Here is a 14,612-nt window from a genome sequence, read left to right as displayed (position 1 = left end):
GCCGGCCGCGCGCGCCGGCCGCCCCGGCCGGGTCACACCGTCCGGCTGTAGGAGCGCACCGCGAGCGGCGCGAAGACCGCGACGACGACTGCGCAGCCGAGCAGCGCCCACGCGACCTCGCCGGTCACCGCGCCGTCGTTCATCAGGTCGCGCACGGCGGAGACGACGTGGCTGACCGGGTTGACCCGCACGAAGGCGGCGAGCCAGCCCGGGAGGGTGTCGACCGGCACGAAGGCGTTCGAGAGGAACGTCAGCGGGAACATGATCATCATCGAGATGCCCTGCACGCTCTGCGCGGTCCGCGCGACCGTGCCGAGCCAGGTGAAGATCCAGGCCAGCGACCAGCCCGCGACGACGGTGAGCAGCATGCCGGCCAGGACGCCGAGCGGGCCGCCGCCGGGGCGGTAGCCCATCAGCAGGCCCACGGCGACGGTGAGCGTCGCGGCGATCGCGTAGCGCAGCAGGTCGGCCACCATCGGCCCGGCGAGCGGCGCGATCCGGGCGATAGGCAGCGACTGGAAGCGGTCGAAGACACCCTTGTCCATGTCCTCGCGCAGCTGGATGCCGGTGGCCATGCAGGCGGTCAGCGCCGTCTGGGCCAGGATGCCCGGGATGATCAGCGGCAGGTACGCCGCGACGCCGCCCGAGATCGCCCCGCCGAAGATGTAGGCGAACATCGCGGTGAAGAGGATCGGCTGGAAGGTCACGTCGAAGAACTGCTCCGGGTTGCGGCGCATCTTCTTCGTCGCGCGCCACGCCATCGAGAGCGTCTGGCTCACGGTGTCGCGCAGCGAGACGTGGGGCGCGAGCACCCGCTCGGCGGTCGCCGACCCGGGGTCGGCGGAGGGAAGGAGCGTCGTCATGTCAGGAGGCCTCCGGGGTCGTGGTGGTCTCGTCGTCGGTGGGCCGGCCGGTGAGGGCGAGGAACACCTCGTCGAGAGTGGGTTTCGCGACGCTGACCGACGCGATCGAGATCTGCGCCTGCCGCAGCGCGATGAGGACGTCGGCGGCGCGGTCGGCGTCGGTGAGCGCGACGTTGAGGCCGCCGGACTCCGGTGTCAGGGCCGGCTCCTCGCCCAGGAGCCGGCGGACGACGTCCGCGGCGTCGGCGGAGCGCGTCGTGTCGGCGAGCCTCAGCTGGAGCGTCGAGGTCCCGACGCCGGACTTGAGCTGGTCGGGCGTGCCCTCCGCCACGGTCCGGCCGTGGTCGATGACCGCGATCCGGTCGGCGAGCTGGTCGGCCTCGTCGAGGTACTGCGTCGTCAGCAGCACGGTGCAGCCGTCGGCCACCAGCGAGCGGATGGTGTCCCACATCTGGCCGCGGGTGCGCGGGTCGAGCCCGGTGGTCGGCTCGTCGAGGAAGATCAGCGGGGGACGGGTGATGAGGCTGGCCGCGAGATCGAGACGGCGGCGCATGCCCCCGGAGAACTGGGAGATCGGCCGGTCGGCCGCGGTCTCCAGCTCGAAGCTCGCGAGCAGCTCCTCGGCGGTCGCCCTCGCGCGCCGCGAGGGGATGCCCTGCAGCCGGGCGAAGAGCCACAGGTTCTCGCGGGCGGTGAGGTTCTCGTCGACGGAGGCGTACTGGCCGGTGACGCCGACGAGCTGACGCACCTCGTGGCCGCGGCGGCGGACGTCGACGCCGAAGATGCTGGCCTCCCCGCCGTCGATCGGCAGGAGGGTGGCCAGCATCCGGATCATGGTGGTCTTGCCGGCGCCGTTGGGCCCCAGGACGCCGAACACCTCGCCGCGGCGCACCTGCAGGTCGATGCCGTCGACGGCATTGACGCCACCGAAGGTCTTGACCAGGCCGGTGGCGTGGACGGCCAGGTCGTGCGTGTCGCCGCCGGGGACGGCCCCGTGCGGAGCGGGGAGCGTGAGTCGGTTCATGCCGGCCAGACTGTGCCGGGCCGGTTTCAGGTCGCCTTCACGCCGGTTTCACGCCCCGGCGGGGGTGCGGCACAGGCCGCGACCGTCTCCGGCCGGCGGCGCGCGGGGACGTCACGTTGACACCGGCGACGGGCCCCCGCCAGGGTGGTCGCTCGTCGCACCTGGTGGTGCGCCCGAGCAACGAGGGACCGACGGAGGAGCTGCATGCCGGACCTGTTCATCGGCGGCCGGTGGCGGGCTGCGACCGAGGGAGGGACGCGGGAGATCCGCTGCCCGGCCGACGGGTCCCTGGTCGGCACGGTCGACGAGGCGTCGGCGCTCGACACGCTCGACGCGATCGGCGCCGCCCGGGTGGCCTTCGACCTCGGACCGTGGCCGGGGCTGAGCGTCGCGGAGCGCGCAGCGGTCCTGACCCGCGTCGCCGACCTGCTCGAGCGGGACAGGGCGGCGATCGCCCGCGCCGAGTCGCTCGACACCGGCAAGCGCCTGGTCGAGAGCGAGTACGACGTCGACGACGTGGTCTCGGTCTTCCGGCACTACGCCACCTCCGTGACCGACGAGCCGCGCACTATCGACACCGGGCGGGACGACGCCCACTCGGTCGTGGTGCACGAGCCGGTCGGCGTCTGCGGCCTGATCACGCCGTGGAACTACCCGCTGCTCCAGACCTCCTGGAAGGTGGCGCCGGCCCTGGTCGCGGGCTGCACGTTCGTGCTCAAGCCGAGCGAGATCACCCCCCACACGGCGATCCACCTGGTGCGGATCCTGGAGGAGGCCGGGGTGCCGCCGGGCGTCGCGAACCTCGTCCTCGGTGCCGGCCCCTCCGCCGGAGCCCCGCTGGCCGAGGATCCCCGCGTCGACCTGGTGTCGTTCACCGGCGGCCTGAGCACGGGCAAGCAGCTGATGGCCACGGCGTCCGGCACGGTCAAGAAGGTCGCGCTGGAGCTCGGGGGCAAGAACCCCAACATCGTCTTCGCGGACGCCGACGTCGAGGCCGCCCTCGACCTCGCCCTCACCGCGGTGTTCCTGCACTCCGGGCAGGTCTGCTCGGCCGGCGCCCGGCTGCTGGTCCACGAGGACCTGCACGACCGCTTCGTCGACGAGCTCGTCGCCCGCGCGGAGCGGATCAGGCTCGGCGGGCCCTTCGACGAGCACGCCGAGACCGGCCCGCTCACGAGCGCGGCGCACCGCGACAAGGTCGAGGCCTACGTCGCCGCCGGGCTCGCCGAGGGCGCCGTGCTGCGCTGTGGCGGACGGCGTCCCGACGACCCGGCGCTGGCCGACGGCTTCTACTACCTGCCGACCGTCCTGGACGGGTGCTCCTCGTCGATGGCGGTGACGTCGGAGGAGTCCTTCGGGCCGGTGCTGACCGTGGAGACCTTCGCCGACGAGGACGAGGCGGTCGCCCTGGCCAACGACTCGATCTTCGGCCTGGCCGGGGCCGTGTGGACCACCGACGAGGCGCTGGCGCGGCGGGTGGCGGCCCGGCTGCGGATGGGGACGGTGTGGATCAACGACTACCACCCCTACGTCGCCCAGGCCGAGTGGGGCGGCTACAAGCAGTCCGGCATCGGCCGCGAGCTCGGCGCCGCCGGCCTCGAGGAGTACCGCGAGACCAAGCACATCTGGACCAACACCGCACCGGCGCCGCAGCACTGGTTCCGCCCGGCCGCCGACCCCTCGGCACCAGCGAGCTCCTGACGCTCCGGAGGTCGGGCGAGGGAGCGCCAGCGAGCGCCGACGAGACCCCGGGCCGGCTCAGTCCAGCGGCGGGCTGACGGCGGCGAGCAGGGCGTCGAACGCCGCTGGGTCTCCCTCGACGGTGATGCCGTCGCGCTCGCGCCGCTTCCACAGCCACGCGTCGACGTGGGCGGCGGTGCCGGCGACGACGGCGTCCGGCTCGGTGCCGGGGTCGGCGACGAGCAGCACGTGCGGCCCGTCGTAGACCTTCCCGGACTCGGGGTGGGTCCCGAGGAAGGTGCACGGCTGGGTCCAGAGGGCGTGGCCGGTGTCGGTGAGGTCGACGCGCACGTGCCGGGCGCCGGGCTCGATCCGACCCCACTCGGGCGCCTCGCCGCCGTACATCACCTCCAGCAGCTCCGCGACGCCGTCGGCCGCGAGGGCCGGGTCGAGCGGTGACTCGACGCCGGCGGTCTGCTCGGCGTCGAGCCGGTGGATCAACGACTCGTGCGCCTGGCGGCGGTAGGTGAAGCCCACGGTCTGCTCCGGCGCCCAGGTCCAGGCGGCCTCGGTCGGCTCGGCCCGGGCGAGCGCGTCGACCAGCGACGCCGAGCTCTGGGCGTGCTGCTCCACCAGCCCGGCGTGCGTGTCGGCGCGGCCGCGCCGGAGCTCGTCGTCGGGCGGCCCGCCCGGCCGTCGCCGGACGACCTCGCTCCAGAACCACTGCACCTCGGAGTGGTGCCACAGCAGGTCGTCGGCGCTCCAGTCGGGGCAGGCCGGGACCCGGGCCTCGGGATCACAGTCGGCGAGGACGGCGGCGAGCCGGGCGGACTCCGAGCGGATACGGTCGAGGTAGTCGGGGAAGGCGAGACGCGTCATGTCCTCACGGTAGGCGCGGGCGCCGACAGGCGCCGGGACCCGTCGCGTGGACCACCCCGATGTGCATGAACATTCATCAGACTGTATTGTCATGCGCATGACGACGAAGTCGCGCGTAGCCGTCGCGGGCGCCAGCGGGTACGCCGGGGGCGAGGTCCTGCGGATCCTGCTCGGCCACCCCGCGGTCGAGATCGGCGCCCTGACGGCCGGCTCCAACGCCGGTGAGAACCTCGGCCCGCTCCAGCCACACCTGGTGCCGCTGGCCGACCGGGTCCTGGAGCCGACGACGGTCGAGGTCCTCGCGGGCCACGACGTCGTCTTCCTCGCGCTGCCGCACGGCCAGTCGGCGGTGATCGCCGAGGCGCTCGGCGACGACGTCGTGGTGATCGACTGCGGCGCCGACTTCCGGCTCGAGGACCCCGCCGCGTGGGAGAGGTTCTACGGCGGCCCGCACGCTGGCACCTGGGCCTACGGGCTCCCCGAGCTCCCCGGCCGGCGCGACGCGCTGCGGGGCGCCACGCGCATCGCCGTCCCCGGCTGCTACCCGACCGTGTCGTCGCTGACCCTCGCGCCCGCGCTCGGCGCAGGTCTGGTCGAGCCCGACCTCGTGGTCGTCGCCGCCTCCGGCACCAGCGGCGCCGGCAAGGCCGCGAAGACCCACCTGCTCGGCAGCGAGGTGCTGGGCAACGCCAGCGCGTACGGCGTCGGCGGGGTGCACCGCCACACGCCCGAGATCACCCAGAACCTCCAGCCCCTCGCCGGGGCCGGCGTCGTCCGGGTCAGCTTCACCCCGCTGCTCGTGCCGATGTCGCGCGGGATCCTCGCCACCTGCTCGGCCCCGCTCCGCGGGGCCGCGGGCAGCATCACCGCCGACGACGCGCACGCCGCGTACGTGAAGGCCTACGCCGACGAGCCGTTCGTGCACGTCCTGCCGCCCGGCTCGTGGCCGCAGACCCAGTCGGTGCTCGGCTCGAACGCCGTGCACCTGCAGGTCACCGTCGACGAGGCGGCCGGCCGACTGGTCGCCGTCGGAGCCGTCGACAACCTCGCCAAGGGCACCGGCGGCGCAGCCGTGCAGTGCCTCAACCTCGCCCTGGGTCTCGAGGAGACCCTGGGCCTGACGACAGTGGGAATCGCACCGTGAACACCGACAACCCGACCGACGTCCCGACCGACGGCCTGCTCACCATCGAGCAGTTCCCCGAGAAGATCGCCGTCCTCAAGCTCGCCTCGGGCGCCGACATCCCCGAGTGGGCCGAGTCGTCCTCGATCTTCTCGATCACCGCGACCGCGGCGGCGACCACGGTCGTCTGCGCCGGGCGCAGCGTGCCGAAGAAGGTGCCTGGAGTGCGGGGGCTGATCGGGTTCCAGGCCGCCGGCGCGGCCGGTGCCGCCGACACCGCCGGCGTGCTGGTGGGTCTGCTCGAGCCGCTCGCGGAGGAGTCGATCGCGGTGCAGGTGCTCACCGCCTACGACCACGTCTGGATGCTGGTCTCGGCCGACGCCGCCGAGCGCGCGGGCGAGGCGTGGCGACGACGAGGACACACCGTCGTCCTCGCCACGCCCGCCTGACCACACAGACCAGGAACCGCCATGAGCATCACCACCCCCGCCGGTTTCTCGGCCGCCGGCGTCGCCGCCGGGCTGAAGTCCACCGGCGCCAAGGACCTCGCCCTCGTCGTCAACCACGGCCCGACGTTCGACTCCGCCAGCGTCTTCACCGCCAACCGCTGCAAGGCGAACCCCGTGCTGTGGAGCCAGGAGGTCGTCAAGGACGGCGTCGTGCGCGCCGTCGTCCTCAACTCCGGCGGTGCCAACTGCTACACCGGCCACGAGGGCTTCCAGACCACCCACGCGGTCGCCGAGCGCGTCGGGGAGACCGTCGGCATCGGCGCGGTCGACGTCGTCGTCTGCTCGACCGGCCTCATCGGCCTGGCCAACTCGCGCGAGGACCTCCTCGCCGGCGTCGATGCCGCGCAGGCCGCGCTCTCTCCCGACGGCGGCGACGACGCCGCCCACGCGATCATGACCACCGACTCGGTCAGCAAGCAGGCCGTCGTCGAGGGGGCGGGCTGGAGCATCGGCGGCATGGCCAAGGGCGCCGGCATGCTCGCGCCTCAGCTCGCGACCATGCTGGTCGTCGTCACCACCGACGCCGTCGTCCCGGCCACCGACCTGGACGTCGCGTTGCGCGCGGCGACCCGGGTCAGCTTCGACCGGCTCGACTCCGACGGCTGCATGTCGACCAACGACACCGTCACGGTCCTCGCCTCCGGCGCCAGCGGCATCACGCCGTCGCTGCCCGACTTCACCGAGGCGCTCACCCAGCTGTGCACCGACCTCGCGATGCAGCTGCTCCGCGACGCCGAGGGCGCCGACCACGAGATCGCGATCACGACGGTCAACGCCGCCTCCACCGACGACGCCGTCGAGGTCGGCCGCAGCGTCGCCCGCAGCAACCTCTTCAAGGCCGCGGTCTTCGGCAAGGACCCCAACTGGGGCCGCGTCCTGGCCTCCCTCGGGACGACGTCCGCGGCGTTCGACCCCGCCGACCTCGACGTCGCCATGAACGGCGTCTGGGTCTGCCGGAGCTCGACCCCGGCCGAGGACCCCGCCCTCGTCGACCTCGCCCCGCGCGAGGTCAGCGTGACCATCGACCTCAAGGCCGGCGGCGAACGCGCCACCGTCTGGACCAACGACCTCACCCACGCCTACGTCCACGAGAACAGCGCCTACTCCTCATGAACACCACTGCGAACGACCCGTCACGGCACGACCCCTCGCGGCCGGACCCCGCCAAGGCCCGCACCCTCGCGGGCGCGCTGCCCTGGCTGAAGCGCTACCACGGCAAGATCGTGGTGGTGAAGTACGGCGGCAACGCCATGACCGACGACACGCTCAAGCGTGCCTTCGCCGAGGACGTCGTGTTCCTGCGGCTGGCCGGCTTCAAGCCGGTCGTCGTCCACGGCGGGGGGCCGCAGATCTCGGCGATGCTCGACCAGCTCGGCATCGAGTCGGAGTTCCGCGGCGGCCTGCGGGTCACGACGCCGGAGGCGATGGACGTCGTCCGGATGGTCCTCGTCGGCAAGGTGCAGCGCGAGCTCGTCGGCCTGATCAACGAGCACGGCCCGCTCGCGGTGGGGCTCTCGGGCGAGGACGCCCAGCTCTTCACCGCCACCCCGACCAACACGGTCGTCGACGGCGAGGAGGTCGACCTCGGCCTGGTCGGGGAGGTCACCCACGTGCGCCCCGAGGCGGTCCTCGACATCATCGGCGCCGGACGGATCCCGGTCGTCTCGAGCGTCGCGCCCGACGCCGACGGCCTGGTCCACAACGTCAACGCCGACTCGGCGGCCGCGTCCCTCGCCCTCGCGCTCGGCGCCGAGAAGCTCCTCGTCCTCACCGACGTGGAGGGACTGTTCCTCGACTGGCCGAGCTCCGAGGACGTGATCGGCGAGATCAGCCCCGAGGCGCTCGCCGAGATCCTCCCGAGCCTGGCCAGCGGGATGGTCCCGAAGATGAAGGCCTGCCTCCAGGCCGTCCAGGGCGGCGTCCCGCGTGCCACCGTGGTCGACGGCCGCGAGGCACACGCCGTGCTGCTCGAGCTGTTCACCCAGGAGGGCGTCGGCACGCAGGTGCTGCCCGGCGTCGAGACCAAGACCCGGAAGGCGAGGGACGCCGGTGAGTGACGCCACGCCCGGACAGGCCTGGGGGGCGCGCCACGCGGCGTCGATGATGAACGCCTTCGGCCCGCCGAGGCTCACCCTCGCCCGCGGCGCGGGTGCCCACGTGTGGGACACCGACGGCACGGAGTACGTCGACCTGCTCGGCGGCATCGCCGTGAACGCCCTGGGCCACGGCCACCCCGCGCTCGTCGAGGCCGTCACGGCCCAGCTGTCGACCCTCGGCCACATCTCCAACTTCTTCGCCAGCGCCCCGCAGGTCGAGCTCGCCGAGCGGCTCCTGGCCCTGCTGGGCGGTGACGACCGGCCGGCCGGGGGCAAGGTCTTCTTCACCAACTCCGGCACCGAGGCGGTCGAGGCGGCGTTCAAGCTCACCCGCCGCACGGGTCGCACCCACGTTGTCGCCGCCGAGGGCGGGTTCCACGGCCGCACGATGGGTGCGCTCGCGCTGACCTCCAAGGAGGCCTACCGGACGCCGTTCGAGCCGCTCCCGGGGCACGTCACCTTCGTCCCGTACGGCGACGCGGAGGCGCTGGCCGCGGCGGTCACCGACGAGACCGCCGCCGTCCTGCTCGAGCCGATCCAGGGCGAGGCCGGTGTCGTCGTCCCGCCGGACGGCTACCTGGCCCGTGCCCGCGAGACCACCACCGAGCACGGCGCGCTGCTGTGGTTCGACGAGATCCAGACCGGCGCCGGCCGCACGGGCCTCTGGTTCGAGCACCAGCGCAGCGGCGTGGTGCCCGACGTCGTCACCCTGGCCAAGGGCCTGGCCGGCGGGTTCCCGATCGGCGCGTGCCTCGCGCTCGGGGCGAGCGCCGACCTCATCCAGCCCGGCAACCACGGCTCCACCTTCGGGGGCAACCCGGTGGCCTGCGCGGCCGCGCTCGCCGTCCTGGGCACGATCGAGGCCGAGGGACTGCTCGAGCACGCCACGGCGCTCGGTCGGAGGCTGCGTGACGGGTTGCGCACCGACCCCCGGGTCACCGAGGTCCGCGGCGAGGGGCTGCTGATCGGGCTCGACCTGGCCGCCGACGCCTCCGCCGAGGTGGCCGCGGCCGCCCTCGCGCACGGCTTCATCGTCAACAACCCGACACCGCGGCGGATCAGGCTCGCGCCGCCGCTCGTCCTCACCGACGACGACGCCACGGCGTTCCTGGCGGCGTGGCCGGCGATCCTCGATGACGCGATGGGGGAGAGCCCGTGACGATCCGACACTTCCTGCGCGACGACGACCTCACGCCCGCCGAGCAGGCGCGGCTGCTCGACCTCGCCGCCGAGATGAAGGCGCTGCCGTACTCCCGCCGGCCGCTCGCGGGGCCGCGCTCGGTCGCGATGATCTTCGACAAGCCGACCCTGCGCACGCAGGTCTCCTTCGGCGCCGGCATCGCCGAGCTCGGCGGCAACCCGATGCTCGTCGAGGGCAGGCTGGCCGGCATCGGCGTCCGCGAGTCCGTCGAGGACGTCGCCCGCGTCCTCGGGCGCCAGGTGGCGGTCGTGGTGTGGCGCACCTTCCACCAGGGCGACCTCGACACGATGGCCGCGCACGCCGGCGTCCCCGTCGTGAACGCGCTCACCGACGACTTCCACCCCTGCCAGCTCATCGCCGACCTGCTGACCGTGCGCGAGCACCTGGGTGGTCTCGCCGGACGAACCGTCGCCTTCGTCGGCGACGCGGCCTGCAACATGGGCAGCTCCTGGCTGCTGGCCGGAGCCACCGCCGGCATGCACGTGCGCGTGTCGGCTCCGGCCGGCTACGCCCCGCGGGCCGCGATGGTCGAGCGGGCGAGCGAGATCGCCGCGACCACCGGCGGGTCCGCGACCGTCGTGGCGGAGCCCGAGAAGGCGGTCGCCGGCGCCGACGTCGTCGTCACCGACACCTGGATCTCGATGGGCAAGGAGGCCGAGGAGGCCGCCCGCGCCGAGGTGCTCGCGCCCTACTCGTTGACGCCGGCGCTGATGGCGCTCGCCCGTCCCGACGCCATCGCCCTGCACTGCCTGCCGGCCTACCGCGGCAAGGAGATCGCCGCCGAGGTGCTCGACGGGCCGCAGAGCGTCGTGTGGGACGAGGCCGAGAACCGACGCCACGCGCAGAAGGCCGTGCTCGCGTTCCTGCTCGAGGAGTCGCGGTGACCGCCCAGGCCCAGACCGGGAGCGCCCGGGTCCCGGTCACCAAGAACGCCCGCCACCAGCGGATCGTCGACCTGGTCACCCACCACGAGGTGCACTCGCAGGCCGAGCTGGCCGGGCTGCTGGGCGACGAGGGGCTCCGGGTCACGCAGGCGACCCTGTCGCGCGACCTCGTCGAGCTCGACGCGCTCAAGGTCCGCTCGGCCTCCGGGTCGCTGGTCTACGCCGTCCCCGGCGAGGGCGGCGACCGCCGCCTGCAGTCGCCGGGGGAGACCGTGGCCGCCGTGGCCCGGCTGGCCCGGCTCTGCGGCGAGCTGCTGGTCAGCGCCGACCACAGCGCCAACCTCGTCGTCCTGCGCACCCCGCCCGGCGCCGCCCAGTTCCTGGCCTCGGCCTTCGACCGGGCCGAGTTGCCCGACGTCCTCGGCACCATCGCCGGCGACGACACGGTCCTGGTCATCGGCCGCGACCCGGCGGGGGGCGAGTCGCTCGCCCGCCGCTTCCTGTCGCTCGCGGCACCCACCGACACGCACCACGAACCCAAGGAGCACCAGTGAGCAAGGTCCTGACGTCCCTCCCCGTCGGCGAGCGGGTCGGCATCGCCTTCTCGGGCGGCCTCGACACCTCCGTCGCCGTCGCCTGGATGCGGGCCAAGGGTGCGATCCCGTGCACCTACACCGCCGACATCGGCCAGTACGACGAGCCCGACATCGCCGGCGTCCCCGGTCGCGCGCTCGAGTACGGCGCCGAGCTGGCCCGCCACGTCGACATCAAGCCCCAGCTCGTCGAGGAGGGACTGGCCGCCCTCGCGTGCGGCGCCTTCCACATCCGCTCCGGCGGCCGCACCTACTTCAACACCACGCCGCTCGGGCGCGCGGTCACCGGCACGATCCTGGTCCGTGCGATGCACGACGACGGGGTCGACATCTGGGGCGACGGGTCGACGTTCAAGGGCAACGACATCGAGCGGTTCTACCGCTACGGGCTGCTCGCCAACCCGAACCTCCGCATCTACAAGCCCTGGCTCGACGCCGACTTCGTCAGCGAGCTCGGCGGCCGCGCCGAGATGAGCCAGTGGCTGGTCGAGAACGGGCTGCCCTACCGCGACAGCACCGAGAAGGCCTACTCCACCGACGCCAACATCTGGGGCGCCACGCACGAGGCGAAGACCCTCGAGCACCTCGACGTCTCGCTCGAGACCGTCGAGCCGATCATGGGCGTGAAGTTCTGGGACCCGTCGGTCGCCATCGACACCGAGGACGTCACGATCCGCTTCGAGCGCGGCCGTCCGGTCGAGATCGACGGGAAGGTCTTCGACGGGCCCGACGGGGCCGTCGAGCTGGTCCACCACGCCAACGCGATCGGCGGTCGGCACGGGCTCGGCATGTGCGACCAGATCGAGAACCGGATCATCGAGGCCAAGTCGCGCGGCATCTACGAGGCGCCGGGCATGGCGCTGCTGTGGATCGCCTACGAGCGGCTCCTCAACGCCATCCACAACGAGGACACGATCGCCAGCTACCACGCGGAGGGACGCCGGCTCGGCCGGCTGCTCTACGAGGGTCGTTGGCTCGACCCGCAGGCGCTGATGCTGCGGGAGTCGATCCAGCGCTGGATCGCCTCGGTCGTGACCGGCGAGGTGACGATCCGGCTGCGGCGCGGCGAGGACTACACGGTCCTGCGCACCGACGGGCCGGCGTTCTCCTACCACCCCGACAAGCTCTCGATGGAGCGCACCGAGAACGCCGCCTTCGGCCCGACCGACCGGATCGGGCAGCTCACGATGCGCAACCTCGACATCGCCGACTCCCGCGCCAAGCTCGAGCTGTACGCCGACCAGCCGCACGACCAGGGTCACGTGCTCGTCGAGAACGGCACTCTGTTCGGCGAGATCGAGAGCGGCGGCTACGACCGGATCACCGCCAACCCGAACGCCGGCCGCGACACCAGCGACGAGGCGCTGGACGCCGCGGCGATGGAGTTCGGTACCGACTGATGGGCGAGGTCAGCACGACCAACGAGGGCAAGCTGTGGGGCGGCCGGTTCGAGGGCGGGCCGTCGCCCGAGCTCGAGCGGCTCTCCCGCTCGACCCACTTCGACTGGCGCCTCGCGCTCTACGACATCGCCGGCTCGCACGCCCACGCCAAGGCGCTCGGTGCCGCGGGACTGCTCACCGAGCCGGAGGAGAACGAGCTGCACCGGGGCCTCGACGTGCTCGCCGGGGCGTTCACCGCGGGCCGGTTGCGGCCGGCGGAGTCCGACGAGGACGTGCACGGTGCGCTGGAGCGGCTCCTGATCGAGGAGGTCGGCGCCGACGTCGGCGGCAAGCTCCGCGCGGGCCGCTCGCGCAACGACCAGATCGCCACCCTGTTCCGGTGCTACCTGCTCGACCACGGCCGGGTGGTGGCCGCCCTGGTCCTCGACCTCGTCGACGCACTCGCGGAGCAGGCCGAGACCCACCTCGGCGCGATCATGCCGGGCCGCACCCACCTCCAGCACGCGCAACCGGTGCTGCTGTCCCACCACCTCCTGGCGCACGCGTGGACGCTGCTGCGCGACGTCGACCGGCTCGGTGACTGGCACGCCCGGGTGGTGTCGGACTCGCCGTACGGCTCCGGGGCGCTCGCAGGCCAGAGCCTGGGGCTCGATCCGGTGCTGGTGGCCACCGAGCTGGGCTTCACGGGGTCGAGCGCCAACTCGATCGACGGCACGGCCTCGCGCGACTTCGTGGCGGAGTTCGCCTTCGTGTGCGCCCAGACGGGCATCGACGTCTCCCGCCTCGCCGAGGAGATCATCGTCTGGGCGACCCGCGAGTTCGACTTCGTGACGCTGCACGACTCGTGGTCGACGGGGTCGAGCATCATGCCGCAGAAGAAGAACCCCGACATCTCCGAGCTGGCACGCGGCAAGGCCGGACGGCTGGTGGGCAACCTGACGGGCCTGCTCACCACGCTCAAGGCGCTGCCGCTGGCCTACAACCGCGACCTCCAGGAGGACAAGGAGCCGGTCTTCGACTCCCTCGACACGCTCGAGGTGCTGCTCCCGGCGTTCACCGGTCAGGTGGCCACGCTCGTCTACAACACCGAGCGGATGGCCGAGCTCGCCCCGCAGGGGTTCTCACTGGCCACCGACATCGCCGAGTGGCTGGTGCGCGAGGGGACGCCGTTCCGGATCGCCCACGAGCTGGCCGGGGCGTGCGTCCGCGCGGCGGAGGCCAAGGGCACCGACCTCGACGGCCTCACCGACGAGGAGTTCGCCGCGATCTCGCCCGTGCTGACGCCGCAGGTGCGGCTCGTGCTCACCGCCGAGGGCTCGGTCGCCTCGCGCGACGGGCGTGGCGGCACCGCTCCGGTCCGGGTCCGCGAGCAGCTGGCCGAGCTGCGGGCACTCTCGGCCACCCACCGTGAGCGACTGGCCTGACCTCCTCGGCCCCGCCGAGGAGGTGGCGCCGAGACTCCTCGGCGCCGTGCTCCGTCTCGGCGACGTCGCCGTGCGCCTGACCGAGGTCGAGGCCTACGCCGGCACCGCCGACCCCGGCTCGCACGCGTTCCGGGGACCGACCCCGCGCACCCGGATCATGTTCGGGCCCGCGGGGTCGCTCTACTGCTACCTCAGCTACGGGATGCACGTGTGCGCCAACGTGGTGGTGGGGGAGGAGGGCACCGCCGCCGCGGTGCTGCTCCGCGCCGGCGAGGTGGTCGCCGGTCACGACGCGGTCGCCGACCGCCGACCGGGCGTGGCCGGGAGGGACCTGGCCCGGGGGCCGGCCCTCCTCTGCCGGGCGCTGGGCATCGGCCTGGCGCACGACGGCACCGACCTCCGGCGGGGACCGGTCACCCTCGAGATGGGGGAGCCGGCCGCCGCCCACGAGCGCGGACCGCGGACCGGCCTGCGCCGCGCGCCCGACCGGCCGTGGCGGTTCTGGGTCCCGGGCGACCCGACCGTCTCGGCGTACCGACGGCACCCGCGAGCGGTCGTAGAGCCCGGAACGACGGGCTAGAGCACGCTTCGGAGGACCCGATTTTGCATGACCCGGGGACGTGCTCTAACGTTCTGTTCGTCGCGGTGAGCGACTCCCAGTCGGGGCCAGGAGGCCCAAGAACGATGGGAGTCTGCACGCCCGGCACCCGGCCGGACCGGCCGCCGAAACCTCGAGTTGACGCGGTGGAGATGGCCAGGTAAGGTTTCACAGGTTGCGCCAGATCGGGTCTCGCAAGGATCTTGAGGGCGTGTGCGTCTGATGTTTGAGAACTCAACAGTGTGTCATAGTCGACGGATTAGTTTGTATGTCCTGTCCTCTTTTCTTGAGGGTTTGGATGGTTTTTTTCGGCAATGATTCTGGCGAAAGCTAGTGTC

Annotated in this window: 14 protein-coding genes; 11 read left to right on the top strand and 3 right to left on the bottom strand. The window is 73.0% G+C overall.

Features of this window, described 5'->3' with window-relative positions; genetic code table 11:
* Positions 1 to 32 precede the first annotated feature (32 nt).
* Together E4623_RS19820 and E4623_RS19815 are read right to left on the bottom strand one after the other, a co-directional pair.
* Positions 33 to 863, bottom strand: a complete 831-nt coding sequence (locus E4623_RS19820; protein ID WP_134768311.1) for an ABC transporter permease — start codon at positions 861 to 863, stop codon at positions 33 to 35.
* A 1-nt stretch (position 864) separates the two neighbouring features.
* Complete coding sequence (locus E4623_RS19815) at positions 865 to 1,887, bottom strand: ATP-binding cassette domain-containing protein (protein WP_134768310.1); 1,023 nt, start codon at positions 1,885 to 1,887, stop codon at positions 865 to 867.
* 204 nt (positions 1,888 to 2,091) lie between these two features.
* On the opposite strand from E4623_RS19815, the gene E4623_RS19810 reads away from it, so the two are divergent.
* Positions 2,092 to 3,588, top strand: coding sequence for an aldehyde dehydrogenase family protein (locus E4623_RS19810; RefSeq protein ID WP_134768309.1), 1,497 nt, complete (start codon positions 2,092 to 2,094; stop codon positions 3,586 to 3,588).
* Between the two features lie 57 nt (positions 3,589 to 3,645).
* Here the strand turns inward: E4623_RS19810 and E4623_RS19805 are convergent, their stop codons facing one another.
* The gene (locus E4623_RS19805; RefSeq protein ID WP_134768308.1) at positions 3,646 to 4,446 is read right to left on the bottom strand and encodes a maleylpyruvate isomerase family mycothiol-dependent enzyme; all 801 of its coding nucleotides are present in this window, start codon (positions 4,444 to 4,446) and stop codon (positions 3,646 to 3,648) included.
* Between the two features lie 97 nt (positions 4,447 to 4,543).
* Here E4623_RS19805 and argC point away from each other — a divergent pair, with 97 nt between their 5' ends.
* From argC to E4623_RS19755, 10 genes are read left to right on the top strand one after another with little or no spacing between them, the layout of a single operon-like run.
* On the top strand, positions 4,544 to 5,590 hold the full coding sequence (gene argC / locus E4623_RS19800) for an N-acetyl-gamma-glutamyl-phosphate reductase (protein WP_167736767.1): 1,047 nt from the start codon (positions 4,544 to 4,546) through the stop codon (positions 5,588 to 5,590).
* The gene (locus E4623_RS19795; protein WP_167736766.1) at positions 5,587 to 6,018 is read left to right on the top strand and encodes an ACT domain-containing protein; all 432 of its coding nucleotides are present in this window, start codon (positions 5,587 to 5,589) and stop codon (positions 6,016 to 6,018) included. The genes argC and E4623_RS19795 overlap by 4 nt, the downstream gene beginning before the upstream one ends.
* A gap of 21 nt (positions 6,019 to 6,039) precedes the next feature.
* Positions 6,040 to 7,191, top strand: coding sequence for a bifunctional glutamate N-acetyltransferase/amino-acid acetyltransferase ArgJ (argJ, locus tag E4623_RS19790; protein ID WP_134768305.1), 1,152 nt, complete (start codon positions 6,040 to 6,042; stop codon positions 7,189 to 7,191).
* Complete coding sequence (argB, locus tag E4623_RS19785) at positions 7,188 to 8,135, top strand: acetylglutamate kinase (RefSeq protein ID WP_134768304.1); 948 nt, start codon at positions 7,188 to 7,190, stop codon at positions 8,133 to 8,135. Before argJ ends, argB begins: the two co-directional genes overlap by 4 nt.
* Positions 8,128 to 9,333 carry an acetylornithine transaminase gene (locus tag E4623_RS19780; protein ID WP_134768303.1) on the top strand — a complete coding sequence of 402 codons (1,206 nt, stop codon included), beginning with the start codon at positions 8,128 to 8,130 and terminating at the stop codon, positions 9,331 to 9,333. Before argB ends, E4623_RS19780 begins: the two co-directional genes overlap by 8 nt.
* Positions 9,334 to 9,335: 2 nt before the next feature.
* Positions 9,336 to 10,259 carry an ornithine carbamoyltransferase gene (argF, locus tag E4623_RS19775; protein WP_134768479.1) on the top strand — a complete coding sequence of 308 codons (924 nt, stop codon included), beginning with the start codon at positions 9,336 to 9,338 and terminating at the stop codon, positions 10,257 to 10,259.
* The gene (locus tag E4623_RS19770; RefSeq protein ID WP_134768302.1) at positions 10,256 to 10,813 is read left to right on the top strand and encodes an arginine repressor; all 558 of its coding nucleotides are present in this window, start codon (positions 10,256 to 10,258) and stop codon (positions 10,811 to 10,813) included. Before argF ends, E4623_RS19770 begins: the two co-directional genes overlap by 4 nt.
* Positions 10,810 to 12,252: an argininosuccinate synthase gene (gene argG / locus E4623_RS19765; protein ID WP_134768301.1), complete on the top strand. Its 1,443-nt coding sequence runs from the start codon at positions 10,810 to 10,812 to the stop codon at positions 12,250 to 12,252. The genes E4623_RS19770 and argG overlap by 4 nt, the downstream gene beginning before the upstream one ends.
* Entirely contained in the window at positions 12,252 to 13,676 is a 1,425-nt protein-coding gene (gene argH / locus E4623_RS19760) for an argininosuccinate lyase (RefSeq protein WP_134768300.1), read from the top strand. Before argG ends, argH begins: the two co-directional genes overlap by 1 nt.
* On the top strand, positions 13,660 to 14,256 hold the full coding sequence (locus E4623_RS19755; protein ID WP_134768299.1) for a DNA-3-methyladenine glycosylase: 597 nt from the start codon (positions 13,660 to 13,662) through the stop codon (positions 14,254 to 14,256). Before argH ends, E4623_RS19755 begins: the two co-directional genes overlap by 17 nt.
* The last annotated feature ends 356 nt before the right edge of the window (positions 14,257 to 14,612 follow it).

The sequence above is a fragment of the Nocardioides sp. 1609 genome (genome assembly GCF_004522105.1).
In the GTDB taxonomy this organism is placed as follows: domain Bacteria; phylum Actinomycetota; class Actinomycetes; order Propionibacteriales; family Nocardioidaceae; genus Nocardioides.
This window is presented reverse-complemented; position numbering and strand designations above follow the sequence as displayed.

What these genes read in the sequence shown, in the direction of transcription:
- argJ (WP_134768305.1), top strand. Translation starts at nt 6,040, where the DNA reads ATGAGCATCACCACCCCCGCCGGTTTCTCGGCCGCCGGCGTCGCCGCC.
- E4623_RS19805 (WP_134768308.1), bottom strand. Translation starts at nt 4,446, where the DNA reads ATGACGCGTCTCGCCTTCCCCGACTACCTCGACCGTATCCGCTCGGAG.
- E4623_RS19810 (WP_134768309.1), top strand. Translation starts at nt 2,092, where the DNA reads ATGCCGGACCTGTTCATCGGCGGCCGGTGGCGGGCTGCGACCGAGGGA.
- argH (WP_134768300.1), top strand. Translation starts at nt 12,252, where the DNA reads ATGGGCGAGGTCAGCACGACCAACGAGGGCAAGCTGTGGGGCGGCCGG.
- argB (WP_134768304.1), top strand. Translation starts at nt 7,188, where the DNA reads ATGAACACCACTGCGAACGACCCGTCACGGCACGACCCCTCGCGGCCG.
- argC (WP_167736767.1), top strand. Translation starts at nt 4,544, where the DNA reads ATGACGACGAAGTCGCGCGTAGCCGTCGCGGGCGCCAGCGGGTACGCC.
- E4623_RS19815 (WP_134768310.1), bottom strand. Translation starts at nt 1,887, where the DNA reads ATGAACCGACTCACGCTCCCCGCTCCGCACGGGGCCGTCCCCGGCGGC.
- E4623_RS19820 (WP_134768311.1), bottom strand. Translation starts at nt 863, where the DNA reads ATGACGACGCTCCTTCCCTCCGCCGACCCCGGGTCGGCGACCGCCGAG.